The 23,248-nt window shown below is 69.1% G+C and carries 19 protein-coding genes; 7 read left to right on the top strand and 12 right to left on the bottom strand.

Translation table 11 applies throughout. The features are described 5' to 3' along the window. Positions 1 to 216 precede the first annotated feature (216 nt). Together IEX49_RS02255 and IEX49_RS02250 are read left to right on the top strand one after the other, a co-directional pair. Positions 217 to 1,626, top strand: a complete 1,410-nt coding sequence (locus IEX49_RS02255; RefSeq protein WP_188803738.1) for an MFS transporter — start codon at positions 217 to 219, stop codon at positions 1,624 to 1,626. Beyond that, entirely contained in the window at positions 1,623 to 2,702 is a 1,080-nt protein-coding gene (locus tag IEX49_RS02250) for a TolB-like translocation protein (protein WP_229672094.1), read from the top strand. Before IEX49_RS02255 ends, IEX49_RS02250 begins: the two co-directional genes overlap by 4 nt. A 51-nt stretch (positions 2,703 to 2,753) precedes the next feature. Here the strand turns inward: IEX49_RS02250 and IEX49_RS02245 are convergent, their stop codons facing one another. The 5 genes from IEX49_RS02245 to IEX49_RS02225 form a co-directional block, all read right to left on the bottom strand. Further along, the gene (locus tag IEX49_RS02245; RefSeq protein ID WP_188803736.1) at positions 2,754 to 3,044 is read right to left on the bottom strand and encodes a type II toxin-antitoxin system RelE/ParE family toxin; all 291 of its coding nucleotides are present in this window, start codon (positions 3,042 to 3,044) and stop codon (positions 2,754 to 2,756) included. Next, positions 3,041 to 3,274 (bottom strand): type II toxin-antitoxin system ParD family antitoxin, encoded by a 234-nt coding sequence (locus tag IEX49_RS02240; protein ID WP_188803734.1) that lies wholly within the window; start codon positions 3,272 to 3,274, stop codon positions 3,041 to 3,043. The genes IEX49_RS02245 and IEX49_RS02240 overlap by 4 nt, the downstream gene beginning before the upstream one ends. Positions 3,275 to 3,493: 219 nt before the next feature. Beyond that, on the bottom strand, positions 3,494 to 3,658 hold the full coding sequence (locus IEX49_RS02235; RefSeq protein ID WP_188803732.1) for a hypothetical protein: 165 nt from the start codon (positions 3,656 to 3,658) through the stop codon (positions 3,494 to 3,496). 28 nt (positions 3,659 to 3,686) lie between these two features. Further along, positions 3,687 to 4,157: a hypothetical protein gene (locus tag IEX49_RS02230; RefSeq protein ID WP_188803730.1), complete on the bottom strand. Its 471-nt coding sequence runs from the start codon at positions 4,155 to 4,157 to the stop codon at positions 3,687 to 3,689. A gap of 32 nt (positions 4,158 to 4,189) precedes the next feature. Continuing rightward, complete coding sequence (locus IEX49_RS02225) at positions 4,190 to 4,744, bottom strand: TetR/AcrR family transcriptional regulator (protein ID WP_188803728.1); 555 nt, start codon at positions 4,742 to 4,744, stop codon at positions 4,190 to 4,192. 191 nt (positions 4,745 to 4,935) lie between these two features. On the opposite strand from IEX49_RS02225, the gene IEX49_RS02220 reads away from it, so the two are divergent. Both IEX49_RS02220 and IEX49_RS02215 read left to right on the top strand, forming a co-directional pair. Then, positions 4,936 to 6,396 carry an MDR family MFS transporter gene (locus tag IEX49_RS02220; protein WP_188803726.1) on the top strand — a complete coding sequence of 487 codons (1,461 nt, stop codon included), beginning with the start codon at positions 4,936 to 4,938 and terminating at the stop codon, positions 6,394 to 6,396. 340 nt (positions 6,397 to 6,736) lie between these two features. Continuing rightward, positions 6,737 to 7,471 (top strand): hypothetical protein, encoded by a 735-nt coding sequence (locus tag IEX49_RS02215; RefSeq protein ID WP_188803724.1) that lies wholly within the window; start codon positions 6,737 to 6,739, stop codon positions 7,469 to 7,471. A 745-nt stretch (positions 7,472 to 8,216) separates the two neighbouring features. On the opposite strand, the gene IEX49_RS16675 is transcribed toward IEX49_RS02215, so the two are convergent. Both IEX49_RS16675 and IEX49_RS16670 read right to left on the bottom strand, forming a co-directional pair. Beyond that, positions 8,217 to 10,142: a DUF4082 domain-containing protein gene (locus IEX49_RS16675; RefSeq protein ID WP_229672093.1), complete on the bottom strand. Its 1,926-nt coding sequence runs from the start codon at positions 10,140 to 10,142 to the stop codon at positions 8,217 to 8,219. Then, the gene (locus IEX49_RS16670; RefSeq protein WP_229672092.1) at positions 10,109 to 12,166 is read right to left on the bottom strand and encodes a N,N-dimethylformamidase beta subunit family domain-containing protein; all 2,058 of its coding nucleotides are present in this window, start codon (positions 12,164 to 12,166) and stop codon (positions 10,109 to 10,111) included. Before IEX49_RS16670 ends, IEX49_RS16675 begins: the two co-directional genes overlap by 34 nt. 216 nt (positions 12,167 to 12,382) lie before the next feature. Here IEX49_RS16670 and glmU point away from each other — a divergent pair, with 216 nt between their 5' ends. Continuing rightward, complete coding sequence (glmU, locus tag IEX49_RS02200) at positions 12,383 to 13,891, top strand: bifunctional UDP-N-acetylglucosamine diphosphorylase/glucosamine-1-phosphate N-acetyltransferase GlmU (protein ID WP_268237690.1); 1,509 nt, start codon at positions 12,383 to 12,385, stop codon at positions 13,889 to 13,891. Between the two features lie 57 nt (positions 13,892 to 13,948). Further along, positions 13,949 to 14,929: a ribose-phosphate diphosphokinase gene (locus IEX49_RS02195; protein WP_188803722.1), complete on the top strand. Its 981-nt coding sequence runs from the start codon at positions 13,949 to 13,951 to the stop codon at positions 14,927 to 14,929. A gap of 80 nt (positions 14,930 to 15,009) precedes the next feature. Here the strand turns inward: IEX49_RS02195 and IEX49_RS02190 are convergent, their stop codons facing one another. Then, positions 15,010 to 15,516, bottom strand: a complete 507-nt coding sequence (locus tag IEX49_RS02190) for a DUF2505 domain-containing protein (RefSeq protein WP_188803720.1) — start codon at positions 15,514 to 15,516, stop codon at positions 15,010 to 15,012. 92 nt (positions 15,517 to 15,608) lie between these two features. On the opposite strand from IEX49_RS02190, the gene mfd reads away from it, so the two are divergent. Further along, positions 15,609 to 19,340 carry a transcription-repair coupling factor gene (mfd, locus tag IEX49_RS02185; RefSeq protein WP_188803718.1) on the top strand — a complete coding sequence of 1,244 codons (3,732 nt, stop codon included), beginning with the start codon at positions 15,609 to 15,611 and terminating at the stop codon, positions 19,338 to 19,340. Here the strand turns inward: mfd and IEX49_RS02180 are convergent. The 4 genes from IEX49_RS02180 to IEX49_RS02165 form a co-directional block, all read right to left on the bottom strand. Beyond that, positions 19,303 to 20,286, bottom strand: coding sequence for an acyltransferase family protein (locus IEX49_RS02180; protein ID WP_188803716.1), 984 nt, complete (start codon positions 20,284 to 20,286; stop codon positions 19,303 to 19,305). The two genes, mfd and IEX49_RS02180, sit on opposite strands and share 38 nt — an antisense overlap. 76 nt (positions 20,287 to 20,362) lie before the next feature. Further along, positions 20,363 to 20,635, bottom strand: coding sequence for a hypothetical protein (locus IEX49_RS02175; protein ID WP_188803714.1), 273 nt, complete (start codon positions 20,633 to 20,635; stop codon positions 20,363 to 20,365). A 61-nt stretch (positions 20,636 to 20,696) separates the two neighbouring features. After that, positions 20,697 to 21,404 (bottom strand): deoxyribose-phosphate aldolase, encoded by a 708-nt coding sequence (gene deoC / locus IEX49_RS02170; RefSeq protein ID WP_188803712.1) that lies wholly within the window; start codon positions 21,402 to 21,404, stop codon positions 20,697 to 20,699. Positions 21,405 to 21,433: 29 nt separating this feature from the next. Then, a complete protein-coding gene (locus tag IEX49_RS02165) occupies positions 21,434 to 23,236 on the bottom strand; it encodes a phospho-sugar mutase (RefSeq protein ID WP_188803710.1) in 1,803 nt (600 codons plus the stop codon). Positions 23,237 to 23,248: the final 12 nt, after the last annotated feature.

Raw genomic sequence — 23,248 nt, 5'->3', positions numbered from 1 at the left:
CACGTGGAGGGCCGGAACCATGCGTGCGTAGACCACCCGATCGCCGCCGACCTCGCCCCCGGATACAGGCATGCATCTCGCTGTAAGGCCAGGGCGGACGGCCATAGTCTGGCTCTGAGAATCCACACCGGCCTCTGCGACCGGTCGCCTGGACCGCGGATTCGGCCAGGACCGACTCAGCATCACGGCGTCAGACCAGCACTCCGAAGGATCCCCATGTACATCTCCCTGGCCGGCTTCCGCGGCCCCGATCATGCCAGCCCTGACCAAGCCGGCCCTGATCATGCCAGCCCAGACCGCGCGGACTCCGCTCCCGGTCCCGACCATGCCACCCCTCACCCCGGTCCGCGCTCCGGCCGGACCGTCGCCTTCCGGGTGGCCCCGACCGTCGTCGCGCTCGGGATGGTCAGCCTGCTGACGGATGTCTCCTCCGAATCCGTCGCGGCGGTCCTGCCGCTCTACGTCACCGGCGCGCTCGGGCTGTCCATGGTGGCCTACGGATTCCTCGAGGGACTCCACCAGGGCGTGAGCGCCGTGGTGAGGATCGCCGCCGGCTACGCCGCGGACCGGACCGACCGGCCCAAGGCCATCGCGGTGGCCGGCTACGGCCTGTCCATGCTCACACGTGCAGGGTTGCTCATCGTGCAGGGATTCGTGGGCATCGCCGTGCTGGTGGGGATCGACCGGGTCGGCAAGGGCATCCGCACCGCCCCGCGGGACGCCATGATCCAGGAGGTCTCCCAACCCCAGCACCTCGCCCGCTCCTTCGGGGTCCACCGCATGCTGGACACCATCGGCGCCACCATCGGCCCGCTGCTGGCCTTCGTGGTGCTGCTGCTGGTCCCCGAGGGCTACCGCGTGGTCTTCGCCGTCTCCCTCGCCGCCGCACTGATCGGCGTGGCGGCCCTCATCCTCTTCGTCCCCAACGTCCGGTTCAGCAGAGCCACCACCCCCACCTCCACCACGACGCCGGCCGCACCGGTCCCGGAGGCCGCCGAGACGTCGCCGGCGGTCCGGCCCCGCACGCTCCGGTCCCGCGCATCCCGGTCCGGTTCACCCCGGCGCCAGCGTTGGCGCACGCTGGACGGTCCCCTCAAGCGGCTCCTGGTAGCCGCGGGCGTCCTCGGCCTGCTCACCGTGGGGGACGGGTTCATCTACCTGGCCATCATGTCCCACGGACACCTCGATCCACTGTGGTTCCCCCTGCTCTTCGTCGGCACCAACGGCGTCTTCCTGCTGCTCGCCATCCCCGTGGGCCGCATCGCCGACCGGACCTCGCGCGCCGCGGTCCTGATCGGCGGGCACCTATTCCTGGCCGGGGCCTACCTGGCCGCGGCGATGGGCGGGAGCTGGATCGCGCTCGGGCTGGCGCTGCTGATGCTGGGCATCTTCTATGCCGCCACGGACGGCGTCCTCGCCGCGCTCGCCGGTCAGTTGTCCCCACAGGGCCGGACGGCCACGGGCATCGGGGCCGCCCAGACCGTCGTCGCGGTCACCCGGCTCGTGGCCTCCACCGGTTTCGGGGCGCTGTGGGTGCTGTTCGGTGCCGTGCCCACCATGGTGGGCGCCGCCGTCGTGCTGGTGTTGGTGTTGCCGCTGGCGTGGTGGCTGGTGGTCCGCCGGTGAAGCCGGTGCAGGAGCGGGGAGGAGTACGGGGAGGGCTGTCCCGGCGCGCGCGGTGGTGGGCGCTGGGGGGCGTGGCCGCCATGTCCATCGGTGCCGTGGGCGTCTACGGTGTCCAGGCCCTGCAGGACCACCAGGAGCGAACCACGGGCGCCTCGGCCGCAGAACTCGCTGCCTCCCTCCCGGACGGCCCGCACATCACGTTCCGGAACACCGCCTCCGGCGAGGGGTACGGCATGGTGTCCTCGGTTTCCCTGGCAGATCCGGGCGGGGCCCGGCAGGTCAGTGGCCAGGCCTGTGACCGGGTGGACGTGGCGGGGGAGTACCTGTCCTGCCTGCGGACCCTGCGCGGGATCCCCACCACGTTCGAGACGCAGGTCTACGACTATGGCCAGGACCTCGGCATTAGCCCGGTCACCACGTGGCCGCTGGCCGGGATCCCCAGCCGGACCCGGGTGTCCGACGACGGACTGGTCGCCACCACCGCGTTCGTCACCGGGCACTCCTACGCCGCGGACTCCTTCTCCACCGAGACGACCGTGAAGGGGGCCGGAGATCCGGATGGCCGGGACTACGGCAACCTGCAGGACTTCGAGATCACCGTGGACGGTGAACCGCTGACCGCGATCGACCGCAACGTGTGGGGCGTGAGCTTCGCCGGCGGTGACCGCTTCTTCGCCACGGTGGCCTCGGGCGGGACGACCTGGCTCATGGAGGGAGATCTTGCGGCGCGGACCATGGCCTCCGTGGCGACCGAGGCTGAATGCCCCTCGGTGTCCCCGGACGGCAGCCGGGTGGCGTTCAAGGTCCGCCGGGACTCCGGCGGGGACATGGTCGGCGGATCGGGCGTGCACTGGGACGTTGCCGTACTGGACCTGGCCTCGGGGGAGCGGACCGTGATCGAGCTCGAGCGCGGCATCGACGATCAGCTGGAATGGCTGGATGAGGACACCCTGCTCTACGGGCTGCCCCGCGAGGAGGCCGGCTGGGACGCCGACGTGTTCGCACTTGAGGCCGAGGCGGAGGCCGAACCCGAGCTGTTCATCGAGCACGCCTGGTCGCCCTCGGTGGTCCGGTAGTCGTTGCCTGCTGGAGCGGGACCGGCTCGGTCCGCGCTGTTCTGAGTGCACTCAGAGGTGCCGCGTCGGGTCCATCCGCTGGTGCAGGATCCGCACCACGTCGACACCCTCGGCGCTCTCGACGTAGAAGAGCAGGTGGCTGGCGATGCCGTACTGGCGATACCCGTCGCGGATCTCGTCGCAGGCGCGGCCGCGGCGGGGATCGTCGGCCACTCGCTCGACTGCGGCCCTGATCTCGGCGATGTAGATCTCGGCCTGATTGACGTCCCAGCGCTCCTCGGTGAAGTCCCAGATCGACGAGAGATCGCGCTGCGCGGCCGGGGTGAGCCTGTACCGGCTCACGCCTTCTTCGCCGCGACGAAGGCGTCGAAGTCGAAGGGCACCGGCGGGCCGCTGTCCTCACCCTCGACGAGTGCGACCCGCAGCGCGGCCAGCTGCGTCTCCTGGTCCTCCAGAAGCCGGAGGCCGGCGCGGATGACCTCGCTGGCGGACCGGTAGCGGCCCGAGGAGACTTCCCGGGCGAGGAAGTCCGAGAAGTGGTCGTCCAGGCTAATCGAAGTGTTCTGAGCCATATTGCAAGAATACCGAGGAGTGGTAAAAGTGCCGAGCAGAGCGGTCGAGCGTCTCGGTCCGCACTCTAACCATGCCCTCCTGCCTTCGGCTCCTCGATTGACGCCAGCGAACGACGCCGGTGACGCGGTCAACTCCACGAAAAGTGGTCAACGGGTACCTCGGACACCGAAAAGGGCCCCAGAAGACCGTCACGAGGTCTCCGGGGCCCTTCCGTGGACTCAGTAGTTGGCTGGCGGGTCAGAGGCGGGGAACGATTCCTCGACCTGTTCGTCCAACTCCTGCTCCGTGTCCGGGCCGTTCGTGGACCGGGCGTCCTCGGTGGATCGGGTCTCGTCGCGGCGTTCCTCTTCGGCAGCAGCCGGGTTGAGGGGATCAGTGCTCATCGTGTCCTCCTGAGAATTGGTCGGAGCTTCAGTCTGCACTAGTCGGAAGGGCCTCGTGGTGAGGGCGGCCGTCCGAGCGGCGGCTTTCCTTCATCTCCGCCTCGAACAGATGGCGCTTACCACCGGCCAACTCATCCCTGGCCTGCCGTTCCAGATCTTTGAAGGCCGAGTAGTAGTGATCGTCGTAGTCTTCCACGATCTGGAACGTCCACCGGCCGTGGATGACGTTGCGGCCGATGATCTCCTGCTCGACTCGCTCGGCGAGGTCCGCATGGCCGGCGCTGCGGAGCAGGCTTACGGCGTCGTCGAGGGCCAGGTCCGCGGTCCCCGTCAGCCGGTGGAACCCGTAGAGCAGGCCGCGGGCGTGCTCCACGACCTCCAGCGCTTCGGACAGCTTGCCGAGGGCTTCGACTGTCGCGTCGCTGACTCCTGGGGGCCGCCGGTGCGCCGCGTCGGGGCCGGCTTGTGAAGGACGATGATCTCCAACGTGTTCGGACATGACGCCATCATGGCAAGGATTGCCCCGGGATTTCACGTGCTGGGAAACAACTGGCCCAGCTCACGCACGGTTTGGTCGAAGAGAGACACCGGGTCGGAGTCCATCCCGTCGACCTCGTACCGGGCGAAGGACTGCCAGGCGACCCGCCAGCACGCCGTGACGATCTCCGCAATCAGGAGTGACTGGAGGGTCCCCAGGACGCCGCGGTGGACCAGCGCTGAGCTGAGCGCCTCGACCAGGCTTCGCTCCTGCCGAGTGACGACCCGCAGCATTTCCGGCTCCTGGACCAGTAGGCGGGAGATCCTACGGAAATCGCGCTGTTCGACCTCGTGGGAAAAGAGCTCGCGACACACGGCCAAGAGGTCTTCCAGGATTCCGGAGGGAGTGTGGTGCGCGCTCTCACTGGACACCAGGGCGTCAATCAGCCCCTGCTGGCCGGGCATGAGCGCGTGCTCCTTGGAGGGGTAGTAGCGGAAGACCGTGCGCTCGGAGACGCCCACGCGAGCGGCGATGTCTCCCACCGTCGTGGCCTCCAGGCCCTGCTCCTCCACCAGGTCCAGCGCGGCACGTTGGATGTCCTGCAGCATGCGGACGCGGTGTTCTTCACGGATACCCAATGCTCAGCTCGTTTCGGGGAGTGGAAGAGAGGGAGGCCCGGCCAGCCGTGAGGCTCACCGGCACTATCTATTGTGTCAGAGTCTGACGGTTTTGGCCGCCAAATGATGTCAGGCCATGACATGATTCATCAGTTCGAATCTTACAGAAGAGGTAAACCCCGATGGTCAACGCCGCCGAAGACACGATTTCTCCACCGGCCGCCCCCGCTCACCAGGCACCACCAGTCCTGTCGAGGAAACAACTGACCGGCATCATCGGCGCACTGGCCCTCGGTGCCTTCGTGATGATCCTCAACGAAACTGTGCTCACCGTGGCACTGCCGTCGATCATGGCCGACTACGGGGTCTCCGCAGCAGCGGGCCAGTGGCTCACCACCGGATTTCTGCTCACGATGGCCGTGGTCATCCCTCTGACGGGCTACCTGCTGCAGCGGTATACCTTGCGCGGACTGTTCGTCTTCGCGCTGTGCAGCTTCTTGGTCGGCACCGTCCTGGCCATCATCGCGCCGTCCTTCAGTGTCCTGCTGGCCGCCCGCGTCATCCAAGCCGTCGGCACCGCCATCGTGATGCCGCTGCTCATGAACACCACCCTGACGCTCGTGCCGTCCCAGCACCGAGGGATGGTCATGGGCCTGAACTCGATCGTGATCTCGGTCGGCCCGGCCATCGGACCCACCGTGTCCGGGATCATCGTCAACTCGCTGTCCTGGCACTGGATCTTCGGCCTCATGACTCCGCTCGTCGTCCTCATCCTGGTGCTGGGCATCCTCTTCATCAAGGTGCCCTCGGTCACACGCAGGCTACCGGTCGATGTTCTCTCCGTGATCCTCTCGGCTCTGGCCTTCGGCGGTCTGGTCTACGCACTGTCCACGATCGGCGGCGCACTGGAGAACCCCACCCTTCCCCTCGTCAGCGGCGTGATCGGCGTGGCCGCGCTGGCCCTGTTCTTCACCCGCCAGGTTCGCCTGACCCGCACCGATCGCGAACTGCTGAACCTGCGGCCTTTCAAGAACCGCACCTTCTCGCTCAGCATCGTCATGATCATGATCGCCATGGGCACGCTGCTGGGCACCGTGGTGATCCTGCCGATCTTCCTGCAGAACGGCAGTGGTCTGAGCACCATGACCATCGGCATGATGCTGCTGCCCGGTGGGCTGGTGCAGATCGCCGTGGGCCCGATCTTCGGCCGCGTCTTCGACCGCCATGGCCCCCGACCGGTGTTGATCCCCGGCGCACTGATGCTGGCGCTGGGCCAGTGGTTGTTCACCACCATCCACCCGGGCACCGAGCTCGGCCTGATCGTCGCCTTCCACACGATCTTCTGCATCGGCCTGGCCATGTTGATGACCGGGCTGCTCTCCGCAGCACTGAGTGGTGTCCCACAACAGCTCTACGGTCACGGCTCGGCCATCTTCAACACCGGCCAGCAGCTCGGTGGCGCCATTGGAACCACGATCTTCGTGACTGTCATGAGCGCCGTGGCGGCCGCCGAGACCGGTGCCGGCTCGGCCCTGGTCGACGGGTTGTTCCACGGCGCCCACTTCGCATTCATCGTCGGAGGGATCCTCGCGACGATCGCCGTCCTCTGTGCCCCGTTCATCAAGGGGCCGCAGCGCGCTTGACTACCCGTTTTCTCCGGATCGGCTCCGAATGTCAGTTCAGGGTGGTCACGTCGCGGACGAAGGCAACGGGGAGTGCCCACGAATACGGTGATCCGCGCAGAGAACGAGTACCGCTGCACACCGTATGCGGGGGGCCCGAGTAGGGCGTTGTGCGGATCACGTGATGGCCGGTCAGTTCCTGGGCCAAAGCAAGGGTGGCTCACTCTGGGAGGGCCTGGCGGACCGCTCTAGTCTGGCGTCAGAGCAGGATCCCCAGGTCCTCCGAGCCTCCGTCCGGTGACAGTACCCAACGGTGGGAGGACACTGCTTGACCGTCCGTCTCAACCGTCCAGGAGTCCCCATGACCGTCCGCCGATGGGCCACCGGCGCCGCCGTCCTGGTCGTCCTGGCCATGCTGGCCGTCCTGATTGTCCATTTCGCTACTGCATCCCAACCGGTGGCGGCTGACGACTACAAGGGGCATGCGGCATCGCCGACGCCGACCACGCAGACCCCGACGGCTGCCTCCGGAACCGACGGCGCCGCAGATAGCACCGGCACTGGAGCCTCCTCCACTGCCTCCCCGGATGCAGCTGCCGAGGACCCTGCCGCTTCTGGTGACCGCCCCACGTGGAACCCTGCGGCCGACGCCCCGGACGGCGCCGACCAGGAACCCAAGGTGCCCAACGGTCTTGGGGTCGAGCCCTACCGGCTGCCCGACTCCCCAGAACGGCAACCGGCCCTGACCGAGGTCCCCGATGCCGCGGCGGCCAAGCACGAACTCACGGCGGGATTCCCCGAGCATGTGGTTCCGGTCCCCGACGACGCCGACATCCAGTCCTCCTCCGTGGCCACCCAAGGCCAGCGTGTCTTCGTCGGCGTGAATGCCCTCAGCAACGCCAACCCGGACGCACTCCTCGACTACTACGTCCGGCATTGCGAATCACTTGCGTGGCCAGCCAATCGTCTTACGTTGGACGACGGAACACCGCAGGTCCAGTGTGGCTTCGGCCCGGATGAGCTGACCGTCACCGCATCGTTGTCGCCTGCCGGCAAGGTGGACCTGTCGGTATCCGGATCCTTCGAAGTCCGGTAGTCGGTCGCCTCCACCGCCACCGTCGCGGCGGGACGGACACGAACACCTACGCCGCGGCACCCAGGCCGGACCTCCGGAGGTCCCAGACCCTGGACATCCACGACGGGATCGGCACTCTGAGGTGATGGTGACGAACGTGGACACACCACCGCGTTCGTCACCGGGCACTCCTACGCGACCGCGCACGGTGGCCTTCAAGGTCCGCCGTGAAAACGACGGGGGCATGGTCGGTTCCCAGCAGCGTGCACTGGGACGTCGCCTCCATGGACGAGGCCAGTGGCGAGCGGACCGTCATCGAGCTTGCCTGGTCGCCGTCCCCCGTGGGTGACTGAGCCGGCGGTCGTTGCCCATCCACCAGGCAACTTCCCGGAGACGTGAGAGACCCCCAGGTAAGAAAAGTCTGGACAAAGGTCCACTACCAGACGCTGCCGAGCGCACCTTAAGCTCAAAGGGCCCCATGAGACGGTGCACACGGATCGGACGGTGGAACTAGCCCGGGGGGATACGGGCCCACCAATCCAATATCCGCTGAGAGGCGGTGGCTATGCCACCGCCTCTCAGGTGTTTAACGGACAAGGCCTCCCTGCGGGCTGCCATGCCGCAGGACGCGGCGGCCATGCCGGCGTTGTGTGGGGACGCGGACATGGTCCGTGCACAGCTCAGAACAACAACGGAACCGCCCCGGTCCCCGTGGGATTCCACGGGGACCGGGGCGGTTGCCTTCCTACTGTGACGTGCTATCCGTTCAATCGACGGTCAGGTCGTAGCGGTGCAGGAGCGCGGCCACCTCACCACGGCTGATGGGCCGGCCGGGCCGGAAGGTCTGGTCCTCGTAGCCGATGGAGATCTCCTCGGACGCCATCCAGGAGATGGCCTTGTAGTGGGCGCTGGACTTCTTCACGTCCGAGAACGTCGCCGTCCCTTCCTGGGTGGGTTTGACGGCCCGGTAGAGGAATGAGGCGAATTCGCCACGGGTCACTTCCCTGCCCGGCTTGAACGATTTGTCGGCGTACCCCGTCGTGACCCCGCTCTCCACGGCCCAGGAAATCGGGGCGAAGTGCGTGTGGCTCTTCGGAACGTCAGGGAACGCCTGAGCGGTTCCGGCGGAGGACTCATCCAAGTACCGGTAGATGAAGGCCACGGACTCGCCACGGGAGATGGCCTTGTTCTTGCCGTAGTAATTGTTCGCGTAGCCGTTCGTGATGGCCTCACACTGCAGCCAGCGGACGTGTTCGTAGAGTCGCGACCCGAAGGCGTTGTCCGTGAAATCGGGGGCGTCACATGTCGCCGATCCGGGAGTGGGCGTTGGCGTCGGCCCGGTAGTAGGCGTCGGAGTCGGCGTCGGCTCAGGGGTCGGCGTCGGCGTCGGGGTGGGGCTCGGTTCGGGTGTGGGGGTGGGCGTCGGGGTTGGGCTCGGTTCGGGGGTCGGAGTCGGGGTCGGAGTCGGCTCAACCGAATCCGGGGTGAAACGGACGTCCACGAGGTAGTTGGTGGAGGTCGCCGTGTCCGGGAACGTGCCGCCGTAGATGTACCGGCCCGCGTCGGCCGGGGTCCGCAGCGGTCCCGAGATGGTCGGCTCCGCCCATTGGCCCAGCTCGGCGGAGTACTGAGTGGTCCGGTAGGACACCACATACTCCTTGCCCGTCTCGAGCTTCACCGGAGTGTTCAGGGCAGCGTACTGCCACCCCGAGGCGGATCCCGTGCCGAAGGTGACCTCGCCCAGCAGGGTGCCGTCCGAGGCATGGAGGGCGCCGACGTGCGGACCGGGGTTCCCGGCGGCCTTGTAGAACTCGAGCCCGGTGACCGTGCCCGGCTCCGTGGTGGAGAAGGCCGTGCCCAGGGTCACGGGCTCGCCGTCGTCCACCAGGGACGTCGTGGGGACCACGGTTTCGGCGAGCAACCCGAAGGGGCCGCTTTCCGATACGGCGGACACCGTTCTGAAGCTCCAGGTGTTGCCTCGGCTGACCACCTCACCGGCCGCATCGCGGGCGGCCAGCGTCACGGTGTAGGGGGTTCCGTTCGCCAGGGCCTTCGCCGGGGTGAAGGTCGCCGTCCGCGTGGCCGCGTCGTAGGCCGTGGTACCCGCCACCGCCGTCCCGGCGGCGGGGGCGCCGGGATCGCGGTCACCCGCCCCGGCCTTGACGGTGATGGAGACGCTGGAGGGGACCACGTCCCGGGACAGCACCGCGCTGACGGCTGTGTCCACCGGCACGGAGTTGGCCGTGTGGGCTGGCCGGGGGGTCCCTGCCGACAACGCTGCCTCGTCACCGGCTTCGAACACCGCATCCACGTAGTAGTTCGTGCTGTTGTAGCTCGAGGCGGGGAAGCCGCCGTTGGTGTCGTAGACACCGCCTTGGGAGACTCCGAAGCCGCCGGCGACGGTCAGCGGAGCAGCCGCGATGCCACGGTAGGAGAAGTAGTACGGGTCGGCGGCGTAGTGGCCGTTCGGCGCGGAGTAGGACACCACGTAGGTGCTGCCGGCCTCCACCGCCACAGGCTCATTGAACTCCGTGGTCTGCCAGCCGTCGGACCCGCCGCTGGGGAAGCTGGCCGTGGCCAGACGGGTGCCGTCCGAGGACCACAGGGATCCGGTGTGCGGGCCGGAGTTGGCGCCGCCGAGATAGAACCGGGCGCCGGTCACCAGGCCGTCGGTGGTGGGGGTGAACCGCAATCCCAATTCGACTGGCTCCGGGTCCCGGCGTCGGCCGTCTCCGGCGTATTGGTGCCGAAGACGCTGTAGGGACCCGTCACATCCACGGTGATGGGCGTACCGGAGGCGGGGTAGTTGGCGCTGTCGTCAATGCCCCGGACCAGCACGGTGTTCTGCCCCATGCCCTGTTGGACGTAGGTGAAGGACCAGCTCGTGGTGCCCTCGGCCAGGCTCCAGGTCGCACCGGCATCGAGCGAGTACTCGACCCCGGCCACCTTGCCGGCAGTGGAACCGGAACCGTCCGAGGCGGTGCCCTTGATGGTCACCTTCTGGCCGTGGGCCACCGCAGCGGAGGGCTTGGAGGTGACCGCCACGGTGGGCGGGGTGGAGTCCTGGGACGCCTGAGCGGCCACCAGGCCTGGCTGGAGCGTGCCGGGTTGTACGCCCATGTCAGCGAAGAGGTTGACCTGGGCCTGTTGCATGCGCGGGTCCGGGGCTGCGCCGTCACCGTCGTGCCAGTCGTCGAGGCCCCACGTCCACTGGATGCTGCCCGCGGAGAACACGAGCGCGCCACTGGCGGCCTTGTACAGGGTGAGGTGGTGGGTCGTCTCGCCCGGTGCCACCACGTTTCCGAAGTCCTGCAGGTATTCGGGCACCTGTCCCGTGGTGGTGGACAGGTGGATCAGGCCCGCGGGGCGGAAGCCGTTGTCCAGGTCCTCATTCGACTCGTAACCGACCGTGTGCGGGGCCAGTGGCTCCTCGGCTCCGGCGGCCAGGTTGGTGAGGTTGGTGCCGCGCCAGAGCCTCAGGTCGCCCTCACGGTCGTTGACCGTCACCGGAAGGTCGCCGAAGTTCACCACATAGGCGGTTCCGGACAACGCGTTCTCCGGCTTGCCGCCGCCGTTGGCCGGGGAGGCGAAGCGCGGGTCACGCCACGTGCCCGTCCATTCGGCGGCCGGGTCGATCTTCCGGTCGGACCACGTCTCCTTGTAGCTCACCAGGGTGCGGTAGTCGTTGCCGGCGGGGTCCGCCGGGGACTTCTCGTAGCGGACCCGCCAGTAGGCCTCGTTGCCGGTGAGAAACTGGAGGTTCACGCCGGCGTCGCGCGCCTTCTCCACGTTCTCGCGCTGCTGGCCGGACCAGTACTCGTCGTGGCCCACGGAGAGGAACGTCTTGTGGTTGGTCAACTGGTCACCGTGGCGGTGGGTGTCGACGTTGGAGAAGTAGGTGACGTCATAGCCGTTGCGCTCCATGAAGCGCACCATCGGGTACTCGGCACCGAAGTAGAAGTCCCGGGCCTCGATCCCGCCGCGGGTGGCGAACGGACGGTTGTAGCTGATCTTGTACGCGCGGGTATTGGCCCCGCCTTGGTAGAAGTTCGAGCCGCCGTAGTTGTTGTAGGCGTGCCATGTGGTGTCGGAAGTCTGGAACAGGACGTCGGACTTCACGCCGTCGTTGCGCACCACGAAGGTGATGTGGCTGGCGCCGCCGGTGTCCTTGCGGGTCAGCTTGGCCAGATAGACGCCTGAGACGGCGTCGGCCGGTACGTCCCAGCCGGCGGACACGGCCCAGTTACCGCAGTCGGTCAGTTCCGTGGAGGCGTCCCAGAGGCACTCGGGCTGCTTCTGCGGCAGGGCGGCACCGGGATCCACGGAGCCCACCTGGCGTGCACCCAGCCCCCCGTAGTACCCGGTCCGGTAGATGTCGATGTCGTAGTCGGCGGCATCGGTGTCGACCTTGAAATCGATCCGGTTCCCCGCGTTGACGCTGATGTCCGTGGCGAAGCCCTGGATGGACTCGTCGCCCGCGCCCTCGATCTCCCATTCGGTATAGGGCGAACCCGGCTTGGAGTTCTCACACACGATGCGGTTGGCGCCCGGCCCGCAGTTCTCCGCGGCGGACACGAGAGGCGCCCATCCGAAGGGCAGGATGAGGGACACGGTGGCGACGAACACGATGGCAAGGGACGGCCACCAACGGCGCAGGCGCGCGTGGTGGCGGTGGACAGTGACCGGTGGCGGGGATGCGGGCGAGACTGGGTGCATTGGGCCAGATTAGAAACCTCTTGCCCCTCAGGACATGGGAACCGGCCCGTCCACGCGGTGAACGGGTAGGCCAACGCGGGCTCCGGATCCCTGGATCATCGAATCCGAGTAGCGGCCGGAACTTGCCCGCTCGGTTCGGAGCCCTCGCACGCGACGGTCTAGACTGGCCGGCGGCAGTCAACCAGCACTGGACCATCGAAGCAGGAGTGCAGATCCTTGACCGAATCCACCGTGGCGCCCGCAACGCCGGCAGCCGTCATCGTCCTCGCCGCAGGGGCGGGAACCCGGATGAAGTCCAAAACCCCCAAGATCCTGCACCCGATCGGGGGCCGGTCCATGATCGGTCACGCCCTCACCGCCGCAGCGGGGTTGAACCCGCGTGAGCTGGTCGCCGTGGTCCGCCACCAGCGTGACCTGGTGGCCGATCACATCCTGGCCCTGGCGGAGATTCTCGGCACCGTCCCGGTCATCGCGGATCAGGACGAGGTCCCGGGCACCGGCCGCGCCGTCCAGTGCGGCCTCGAGGCTCTCACGGCCGCCGCGCCCGACGCCGGCCAGGCCGGTGCCAGCGGCATCTCCGGAACCGTCGTGGTCACCTACGGTGACGTCCCGCTGCTGACCACGGAACTCCTCGGCGAACTCGTGGCCACCCATGAATCCGAGTCCAACGCGGTCACCGTGCTGACCGCCCTGCTCGAGGACCCCACCGGCTACGGCCGCATCCTGCGGGATACCGACGGCTCGGTGGCGGGGATCGTGGAGCACAAGGACGCCACGGACGCCCAGAGGCAGATCAACGAGGTCAACTCCGGCATCTACGCCTTCGAAGGCGCCGTGCTGGACACCGCTCTGTCTCAGGTCACCACGGACAACGCCCAGGGCGAGATGTACCTGACCGATGTCCTGCAGATCGCCCGCGCCGCCGGCGGCCGCGTGGCGGCGGTGACCACCACGGATCAGTGGCAGGTGGAGGGCGCCAATGACCGCGTGCAGTTGCAGGCCCTCGGCGCGGAGATGAACCGCCGCACCCTCCAGCGGCACATGCGCGCCGGAACCTCCATTCAGGACCCGTCCACCACGTGGATCGACTCCACCGTGACGCTGGAACCGGACACCACCATCCTGCCGAACACCCATCTGCAGGGCACCACGCACCTCTCCGAGGACGCCGTGGTCGGCCCGGACACCACGCTCGTGGACACCACCGTGGGCATCGGGGCCACCGTGACCCGTACCCAGGCGAGCGGTGCGGTGATCGGTGACCGCGCCGCCGTCGGGCCCTTCACGTATCTCCGCCCAGGCACGGTGCTCGGTGAGCAGGGCAAGATCGGAGCGTTCTACGAGACCAAGAACGCGGTGATCGGCCGCGGCTCCAAGCTCTCCCACCTCGGCTATGCGGGGGACGCGGAGATCGGGGAGTACACGAACATCGGCTGTGGCAACATCACCGCCAACTATGACGGCGTGAACAAGCACCGCACCGTGATCGGCAACCATGTGCGGACCTCGTCCAACACCGTGTTCATCGCCCCCGTGACCGTGGGCGATGGCGCCTACACCGGTGCCGGCGCCGTGGTCCGCAAGGACGTCCCGGCCGGCGCGCTCGCCCTGACGGTTGCCCCGCAGCGCAACAGCGAGGGCTGGGTCGAGGACCGCCGCCCCGGCTCGCCGGCTGCGGAGGCCGCAGCTGAGGCGCGGACGCGTCCGGCGCAGCCCACCGACTAGACCACCCCACATACCACCGGCCGGCCACCCCCAGTCAGAATCAGGAAGTACACAGCGATGAACGAGATTACCCAGCACAGCGAGAAGAAGCTGGTTCTGGCAGCAGGCCGGGCCCACCCCGAGCTGGCGGCACAGGTGGCCGAGGAGCTCGGCACCGAACTGCTGCCGATGAGCGCCTACGACTTCGCGAACGGGGAGATCTACGTCCGCTCGGGTGAATCCGTGCGCGGCAAGGACATCTTCGTGATGCAGTCACACCCGGCGCCGCTGAACAACCACCTCATGGAACAGCTGCTCATGCTGGACTCGTTCAAGCGCGCCTCCGCCAAGCGCATCACCGCCATCTCGCCGTTCTACCCCTACGCGCGGCAGGACAAGAAGGGCCGCGGCCGCGAGCCCATCTCCGCCCGACTGGTCGCGGATATGTACCGCACCGCCGGCGCTGACCGCATCATGAGTGTGGACCTGCACACGGCCCAGATCCAGGGCTTCTTCGACGGCCCGGTGGACCACCTGTTCGCGGTGCCGCTGCTGAGCGACTACATCCGCACCAAGACCGAGGGGGAGGACCTCACCGTGGTCTCCCCGGACACCGGCCGCGTGCGGGTGGCCGAGCAGTGGGCCGAGCGCCTCGGCGGAGCCCCGCTGGCCTTCGTGCACAAGTCCCGTGACCTCACCGTCCCGAACCAGGCCGTGTCCAAGCAGGTCGTCGGCCAGGTCGAGGGACGCACCTGCGTGCTGATCGACGACATGATCGATACCGGCGGCACCATCGCCGGCGCCGTGCGCGTGCTCAAGGAGGCCGGCGCCAAGGACGTCATCATCGCCGCAACCCATGCCGTGTTCTCGGACCCGGCCGCGCAGCGCCTGGCCGAGTCCGGCGCCCGGGAGGTCGTGGTGACCAACACCCTGCCGATCCCGGAGGAGAAGCAGTTCGCCTCTCTGACCGTGCTGTCCATCGCCCCGCTGCTGGCCCGTGCCATCCGCGAGGTATTCGAGGACGGCTCGGTGACCAGCCTGTTCGACGGCAACGCCTGAGCGAGATGACATTGCCCCGGTGGGATCCATCGGGGCAATGTCATCTCGTGGTCGCTAGCCCGTCTGGCCGGCCTGAACGGTTACCGCTTCAACCAGGTGGCCACCTCGCGGGCCTGACGTCCCAGCACCTGCCCGACCCGGGGCTCGGCGGCCTGGCCGATCTTCTTTCCCAGCAGCGGGATCCTGCACTCCAGGGTCCCCGTGACGCGCACCTCGGTCCCGTCATCCGTGGGCAGCAGCAGCTGCTCGGCGGTCGCCGTGGTCTTGGCGGCGCCCACGGTGACGACCAGCTGTCCGGTGCGGGAGCCGTCGGCGGCCGGGGCGGACCAGGTCTCCTGCTGCTCCACGCTCAGCTTGTCTCCGAGGAACTTCCCGGCGACCTTCTGCACGGCGTCCGGCAGCTTGTTGACGGGCACGGAGCGCACCATGGTGACGCTCACCGGCCCGGTGAGCTCGCCCTGACGCTCAAAGGCGACGAGCGCTCCGCCGAGGCCTTCGGTGACCTTGCGGTTGAAGTCCTCGTCGACCAGGGCCGCGAACACGTCGGCCGGCGGGTGGGCAATGGTGGTTGATTCCTTGAACGCCATGAGGTCCTCCTGGGGGTTCGGTCTGTTCCGGTGTCTCCGCCTGCGGCGGACACCACGCGAAGAGCCTATATCGACCAACTATGCTGGGATGAATGACCACTCCCCACCCTCTGGCAGGGATGTTCCCCGCCCTGCTGCAGGACGAGGCCATCGCCGCGGCCTCCATCTCCGCTGCCCGCACCGGTACCGACCGCACTGAGGACCTGGAGATCAGCCTTCCCGACGGCGCCCGGCCACCCCTGGTGGCCCTGCTCGCCGGCGCTGCGGCTGAGGTCGCCGGAGCCGAGGCCTCCGGCCTGTCCCGCCCCGCCACCGTCCTGCTCGTCACCGCCACCTCCCGGGAGTCCGAGGACCTCGCCGCCGACCTGGCCGGCTGGATGGACCCGGACACCGTGGCCCACTTCCCGTCCTGGGAGACCCTGCCGCACGAGCGGCTGTCCCCGCGCTCGGACACGGTCGGCACACGGCTGGCGGTGCTGCGCCGGCTGGCCCACCCCGGGGAGGACGGCCGGGCTCCACTGGCCGTGGTCACCGCTCCGATCCGTTCAGTGCTGCAGCCCATGGTCACCGGCCTGGGCGACCTGGAGCCGGTGCGGATCTCCGTGGGGGAGGACCACGACTTCGACGGCGTGGTCCAGGCTCTCGCGGACGCCGCCTACTCCCGGGTGGACATGGTCTCCCGCCGCGGCGAGTACGCGGTCCGCGGCGGCCTGCTGGACGTGTTCCCGCCCACCGAGTCCCATCCGCTGCGCATCGAGTTCTTCGGGGACGAGGTGGAGCAGCTGCGCTACTTCTCCGTGGCGGACCAGCGCTCCCTGGAGGACACCAGCGGGGACGGCACCGGCCACCCCACCACCCTGTATGCCCCACCCTGCCGCGAGCTGCTGCTGACGGACGCGGTCCGGCGCCGGGCCAAGGAGCTCATGCCGCAGCTTCCCGGCGCCGTGGACATGCTCGAGAGGATCTCCGAGGGCATGGCCGTGGAGGGCATGGAGTCCCTCGCGCCGATCCTGGCCGAGGGAATGGTCCCACTGGTGGACCTGCTGCCCGAGGGCTCCCTGACCGTGCTCGTGGAGCCGGAGAAGATCCGCCACCGCGCCGATGACCTGCTGAGCACCAACGAGGAGTTCCTGCAGGCCGCCTGGGCCACCGCCGCGATGGGCGGAGTCGCTCCCGTGGACATCGGCTCCGGGGCGCCCGGCCCCGGACCGGGCTCCGGGCCGGGGGGCCAGGCGGACGCCGGCGGCTTCGCCACCCTCGCCGAGACCCGCACCGCAGCCCTGGACCGGTTCCAGGGCTGGTGGCAACTCACCAGCCTCGGCACGGACGTCGAGCTGCTGCCGGACGCCGCCGCCCTGCGCACCTCCCTGGCCGAGCCGCAGGGCTTCGCCGGGGACGTGGAGGCCATGACCCGGCACGTGGCCGAGCGCTGCAGGGACGGCTGGCAGGCCGTCGTCGCCACGGACGGTCCGGGTCCGGCCCGCCGCCTGGCGGAACTGTTCGGGGAGGCCGGCCTGGCCGCCGTCGTGGTGGATGCCGTGCCCTCCGAGCCGCAACCGGGGCAGGTGACCATCACCACCGCCGTCGCCGGTTCCGGTTTCGCCGTGCCCGTGGCCAAGGTGGCGCTGCTGACCGAGCAGGACCTGTTCGGCCGCAACCGGGCGGCCGGGGCCCGGGGCGGCACCAAGACGCTGGCGCGCAAGCGCCGCAACGCCGTGGACCCGCTGACCCTGACCGAGGGCGACTATGTGGTTCACACCCAGCACGGCATCGCCCGGTTCGTGGAGCTGCAGCGCCGCAAGGTCGCCTCCGGGACGGTGGGCGCCGGTGGTGCGGGTGCCGGTGCCAGCGCCGGCGGGAGTGCCGACTCGTACCGCGAGTACCTGGTGTTGGAGTATGCGCCGTCCAAGCGCGGGGCGCCGGGGGACCGGCTGTTCGTCCCGACGGACCAGCTCGACCAGGTCAGCCGCTACGTGGGCGGGGAGGCACCGAGCCTGTCCAAGATGGGCGGCTCCGACTGGGCGTCCACGAAATCCAAGGCGAAGAAGGCGACGAAGCAGATCGCCGGCGAGCTGATCCGCCTGTACTCGGCCCGCATGGCCTCCCGGGGCCACACGTTCGCCCCGGACAGTCCCTGGCAACGCGAGCTGGAGGAATCCTTCCCGTTCATTGAGACCCCGGACCAGCTGACCACCATCAACGAGGTCAAGAAGGACATGGAATCGACCGTGCCCATGGACCGGTTGATCTCCGGCGACGTCGGCTTCGGCAAGACCGAGGTCGCTGTCCGGGCCGCCTTCAAGGCCGTCCAGGACGGCAAGCAGGTGGCCGTGCTGGTGCCGACCACGCTGCTGGCGCGCCAGCACCACGAGACCTTCACCGAGCGCTTCGCGGGGTTCCCCGTGAAGGTCAAGCCGCTGTCCCGGTTCCAGAACGTCAAGGAGTCCAAGGAGACGCTGGATGGGATGGCGGAGGGCACCGTGGACGTGGTCATCGGCACCCACCGGCTGCTGTCCAAGGAAGTCCAGTTCAAGGACCTCGGCCTGGTGATCGTGGACGAGGAGCAGCGCTTCGGCGTGGAGCACAAGGAGGTGCTCAAGACCATGCGCACCAACGTGGATGTGCTCTCCATGTCCGCCACCCCCATCCCGCGCACCCTGGAGATGTCCCTGACCGGCATCCGTGAGACCTCCACCCTGGCCACGGCCCCGGAGGAACGCCACCCGGTGCTGACCTACGTGGGCCCGAAGACCAACCAGCAGATCACCGCCGCCATCCGCCGCGAACTGATGCGTGAGGGCCAGGTCTTCTTCGTGCACAACCGGGTGTCCTCGATCGACAAGGTGGCCGGGGAGATCCGTGAGCTCATCCCGGAGGCCCGCGTGGTGGTGGCCCACGGCAAGATGGGCGAGGCCCGGCTGGAGCGGGTCATGGAGGACTTCTGGGAGCGGAAGTTCGACGTGCTCGTGTCCACCACCATCATCGAGACCGGCCTGGACATCGCCAACGCGAACACCCTGATCATCGACCGGGCCGACGCCTACGGGCTGTCCCAGCTGCACCAGCTGCGTGGGCGCGTGGGCCGCGGCCGGGACCGCGCCTACGCGTACTTCCTGTACGACCCGGAGAAGTCGCTCAACGAGACGGCCCTGGAACGGCTCAAGGCGGTGGCCGCGCACAACGAGCTCGGCTCCGGCATGCAGCTGGCCATGAAGGACCTCGAGATCCGTGGCGCCGGCAACCTGCTCGGCGGGGAGCAGTCTGGGCACATCGCCGGAGTCGGCTTCGACCTCTACCTGCGGATGGTGGGCGAGGCCGTGGCAGACTTCAAGGGCGGCGAGGACACCACCCCGGCCGAGGTCAAGGTGGAGTTGCCCATCAACGCGCACCTGCCGCACGACTACGTGCCGGGGGAGCGGCTGCGCCTGGAGGCCTACCGCAATCTGGCCCAGGCCAACGACGACGCCGCTGTGGACGCCGTGGTGGAGGAACTGAAAGACCGCTACGGGGACCTGCCGGACGCCGCCGAGAACCTGGTGGCGGTGGCCCGCTTCCGCAACGCCGCCCGTGCCGCCGGCGTCACCGAGGTCATGCTGATGGGCCAGAACGTGAAGTTCGGCCCGGCGGACCTGCCCGAGTCCCGCGAGATGCGGCTCAAGCGCATGTACAAGGGTGCTGCCGTCAAGCCGGCGCTCAACGCCGTCATGATCCCGCGCCCCAAGACGGCGCCGGTGGGCGGCAAGGACCTCACGGACCTGCCCCTGCTGGACTGGGCGGCCCAGGTGCTCAAGGCGATCTTTCTCCCCGACGCCCCTGCCACCTGACCCACCAGTCCGGCATCGGCACCCCGGCCAGCCAGGGGGACAGCGGTGTCGCGTTGATGACCAGGCCCACGGCCCAGCTGATGAGCACGGTCAGGACGAACTTGGCGCCGTCGTCCAGGATGCCCACGTCCACGAGGGTCTGCAGCAGCCAGCCGTGGAAGAGCACCACCACCGTGCCGGTCCGCACGAGGGCGTTGACCGGCCGGGCGGCGCCCTGCACCAGTCGGTTCACCACGGTGCCGAAGACCAGCACGAAGCCGGCTGCCGTGATCGCCCCCACCACGGGGGTGATCAGGAACTGGCCGAAGCCGGAGAACTTGATGTTGAGGGGTTCCACGCCCAGCGTCACGGCGAGGAGCCCGGCGGCGATGAGCACCGCCCCGGTCAACGCGCGGTTCCGCTTGATCCGGGGTTGGATCTCGTAGCGGAACAGTTCCCCGGCCAGCACGAAGAACAGGCAGGGCAGCGCCAGGCCGAGACCCAGCGGAGTGCGGCCGAGCAGGCTGTCCGGCAGCATGGACAGGGCCAGGCCGAGCACGGCGACCCCCCACGCCACGAGCACGGGAAACCGTTCGAGGATGCGCCGCAGCAGGGTCACGAAGAACAGCACGGAGATGAACCAGAAGGCCCACCACGGCGGGGTCTGATCGGAGCCCCCGTACCAGCCGTTGGCCATCAGCGGCCAGAACTCGCCAGGGGTGTCCCGGGTCCAGGCCCAGGCGGCCAGGCTCATGATGACCGCCCAGATCAGATACGGTACTGCCAGGGTCCGCCACCGGGCCTGGAGCTCGTACACGAAGGGCCGGCCACGGGTCCAGAAGTAGCCGGTGAGGAAGAAGAACAGCGGCATCCGCCAGATCTCCAGGTATTCGCCTCCGACCAGGCGGGGCCCGTAGGAATGGCCCGCCACCACGGCGACGATGGAGACGATACGCAGAACGTCCACGCCGGTGTTCCGGCGTGGACGTTGAGTCGGCAGCGGTGCTGCGGGGGTCTGCGCTAGAGGGATACGGCCCTCCGGGTCAGTGGCTCGCGTGGTGGGCGTTCGGGTCCTCCACGTGGATGGACTCGTGGTCCACCGAGTCGCTGCGGCCGAGCAGCTGCTGCGGGATGAGGTAGGCCAGCACGGCCAGGACCATGGCGATGCCGCCCGGAATCCAGACGTCCTCGAGCGACCACCAGCCCATGGCGTAGACGCAGCCAGCGAAGATCAGGAAGCACACCACGGTCATCAGCAGGTTGCCCCAGAAATGGCCCTGCCCCGAGTGGTCCTTCGGCTTGCCGTTAACGATCACAATGTCTCCTCATGCGGTGGCGTGGACCGGCGGCGTCGCCGGGTGCCGATGGTGCGAAAAACTAGCGTGCCTTCAGGATAGCAAGGGCGGAGCTGGCTCCGATCCGGGTTGCGCCGGCCTCGATCATGGCCAGGGCGTCCTCGCGGCTGCGGACCCCGCCGGAGGCCTTGACCCCGAGCTCCGGGCCGACCACGCGGCGCATCAGGGCCACGTCCTCGACGGTGGCGCCGCCGGTGGAGAATCCGGTGGAGGTCTTGACGAAGTCCGCGCCGGCCTCAACGGAGGCGCTGCAGACCAGCTCCTTGGCGGCATCGTCCAGCAGGCATGTCTCGATGATGACCTTGAGGATCGCCCCGCCGTCATGGGCGGCACGGGCCACGGCACCGATGTCCGCAACCAGCGCTGCGCGGTCGCCGGCGAGGGCGGACGCGATGTCGATGACCATGTCCACCTCGTCCGCGCCGTGGGCCACCGCATCGGCGGTCTCGCCGACCTTGGCGGCGGTGGTGGTGGCCCCCAGCGGGAAGCCGATCACCGTGCAGGTCAGCACTCCGGACCCGGCCAGCGCCTCGGTGACAGTGGGGACCCACACGGGGTTGACGCACACGCTCTTCACCTGCGCCGCGGACGCCTCGGCGCAGACCGCCAGGATGTCCTCCCGGGACGCCTGCGGCTTGAGCAGGGTGTGGTCGATGAACTGGGCGAGCTCCGCGGTGGTGAGCTCGGCGGAGGTACCGGTGGACGCGGTGGAGTCGGGGCCGTTCTGCATGCGAGCCAGCCTACCGTGGCCGTGCGGGGCTACTGCCCGAGGGCCGCGCCGATGGAGGCGGAGAGCTCGGCCAGGGCGGCGGACGCCTCGGCCCGTGCCCCGGGCAGCTGCGTGGCCGCCTCCACGGGGCGGACCACCTCCAGGTAGCACTTGAGCTTGGGCTCGGTACCGGAAGGGCGCACCACCACGCGGGAATCGTCCGCGGTGGTGTACATCAGGGCGTCGGTGCCCGGCAGGTCCCGGTAGCCCTGAGTGAGGTCCACGGTCTCGACGACGTCCTGGCCGGCGAGGGTGGCCGGCGGCGCCAGGCGCAACCGGGTCATCATGGCGTCCAGCAGGGCCAGGTCCGCCACGCGCACCGAGAGCTGGCCGGTGGCGACGACCCCGAAGTGCAGGGCGATCTCATCCAGCGCATCCAGCAGGGTCCTGCCCTGGTCCGCGAGTTCAGCGGCGAGCTCGGCCGCCACCAGGGCGGCCGTCATGCCGTCCTTGTCCCGCACCATCTCCGGCGCCACGCAGTAGCCGAGCGCCTCCTCGTAGCCGAAGCCCAGGCCGGGCACCCGCGCGATCCACTTGAATCCGGTCAGGGTGGTCTCGTGCGGCACGCCCCGGTCCGCGGCCACACGGGACAGCAGGCGAGAGGACACCACGGAATTTCCGACGACGGCGCCCGCCGGCCGCAGCCCGGCCATCAGGTGGCTGCCCAGCAACACCCCGACCTCGTCCCCGGTGAGCATGCGCCAGCCAGCGGCCGGGTCCGGCACCGCGAGAGCCAACCGGTCGGCGTCGGGGTCATTGGCGATGACCAGGTCCGCGCCGCGGTCCCGGGCCGCGGCCAGGGCGAGGTCCATGGCGCCGGGCTCCTCCGGATTGGGGAACGCCACGGTGGGGAAGGAGGGGTCCGGCTCCGCCTGCTCCGGGACCGTGTACGGCCGCTCGAAGCCGGCGTCCTCGAACAGGTCCGGCAGCACGGCCCCGCCGACCCCGTGCAGGGGTGTGTAGACCACGTTGAGCCGGCGGTGGCCGGTGCGCTCGGGGTCCAGGACCCGGCAGGCCGCCAGTCGGTAGGACGCCGCGATGCCACGGTCCGCCACCGTCCAGCCGTCGGCGGCCAGCGGGATGGAGTCCACCGGGGCGTCGTGGTCGATGCAGCCGGCGATGTCCCGGTCGCTGGGGGCGGTGATCTGGGCGCCGCGGCCGGCCTCGTCCGTCATCCGTCCGCCCAGGTACACCTTGTAACCGTTGTCGGCGGGCGGGTTGTGGCTGGCCGTGACCATCACACCGGCATCGGCGTCCAGATGCCGCACAGCGAAGGCCAGCACCGGCGTCGGGAGCTCGGAGGGCAGCAGGATCGTCTCCAGTCCGGCCGCGGCGAACACGGCGGCGGAGTCCAGGGCGAACGTCTTCGAGCCGCGGCGGGCGTCATACCCCACCACGACGCGCGGGGGGCGGGATTCCTGACCGGCCGCGGTATTCGCTGGGGCATCTACAGCAGAATCCGCTGAGGCACCAGCCGGGGCATCCGCAGACTCCCCGGGGGCCATAGCCGCGAGGCGCTGGAGCAGGTAGGTCGCGAGTCCGGCCGCCGTCCGGCGCACCACCACCCGGTTCATGCGTCCCGGGCCTGGGCCCTCCTCGGCACGCAGCCCGGCGGTGCCGAACTCCAGCGGGCCGGCGAAGCGTGAGGCGAGGGACGCCACCGCCGCGCCGTCCCCGGCCTGCGCCGCGGCGATCTCGGCCTCGAGGACCGCACGGTCGCCGTCGTCGGGGTCCTGGCGGGCCCATTCCACGGCGGCGGCGATCAGTGCGGGATCGATGTCAACAGCGGTCACGGGAAATTCCTC

Source organism: Citricoccus zhacaiensis (assembly GCF_014645315.1).
Classification (GTDB): Bacteria; Actinomycetota; Actinomycetes; order Actinomycetales; family Micrococcaceae; genus Citricoccus; species Citricoccus zhacaiensis.
The sequence above is the reverse complement of the archived record's forward strand: the minus strand, read 5'-3'. Positions and strand labels throughout refer to the sequence as shown.

Coding starts and splice junctions, on each gene's coding strand:
- IEX49_RS02220 (WP_188803726.1), top strand. CDS start 4,936: ATGGTCAACGCCGCCGAAGACACGATTTCTCCACCGGCCGCCCCCGCT.
- deoC (WP_188803712.1), bottom strand. CDS start 21,404: ATGCAGAACGGCCCCGACTCCACCGCGTCCACCGGTACCTCCGCCGAG.
- mfd (WP_188803718.1), top strand. CDS start 15,609: ATGACCACTCCCCACCCTCTGGCAGGGATGTTCCCCGCCCTGCTGCAG.
- IEX49_RS02225 (WP_188803728.1), bottom strand. CDS start 4,744: ATGCTGCAGGACATCCAACGTGCCGCGCTGGACCTGGTGGAGGAGCAG.
- IEX49_RS02235 (WP_188803732.1), bottom strand. CDS start 3,658: ATGAGCACTGATCCCCTCAACCCGGCTGCTGCCGAAGAGGAACGCCGC.
- IEX49_RS02255 (WP_188803738.1), top strand. CDS start 217: ATGTACATCTCCCTGGCCGGCTTCCGCGGCCCCGATCATGCCAGCCCT.
- IEX49_RS02190 (WP_188803720.1), bottom strand. CDS start 15,516: ATGGCGTTCAAGGAATCAACCACCATTGCCCACCCGCCGGCCGACGTG.
- IEX49_RS02195 (WP_188803722.1), top strand. CDS start 13,949: ATGAACGAGATTACCCAGCACAGCGAGAAGAAGCTGGTTCTGGCAGCA.
- IEX49_RS02215 (WP_188803724.1), top strand. CDS start 6,737: ATGACCGTCCGCCGATGGGCCACCGGCGCCGCCGTCCTGGTCGTCCTG.
- IEX49_RS02240 (WP_188803734.1), bottom strand. CDS start 3,274: ATGGCTCAGAACACTTCGATTAGCCTGGACGACCACTTCTCGGACTTC.
- IEX49_RS02230 (WP_188803730.1), bottom strand. CDS start 4,157: ATGTCCGAACACGTTGGAGATCATCGTCCTTCACAAGCCGGCCCCGAC.
- IEX49_RS16670 (WP_229672092.1), bottom strand. CDS start 12,166: ATGCACCCAGTCTCGCCCGCATCCCCGCCACCGGTCACTGTCCACCGC.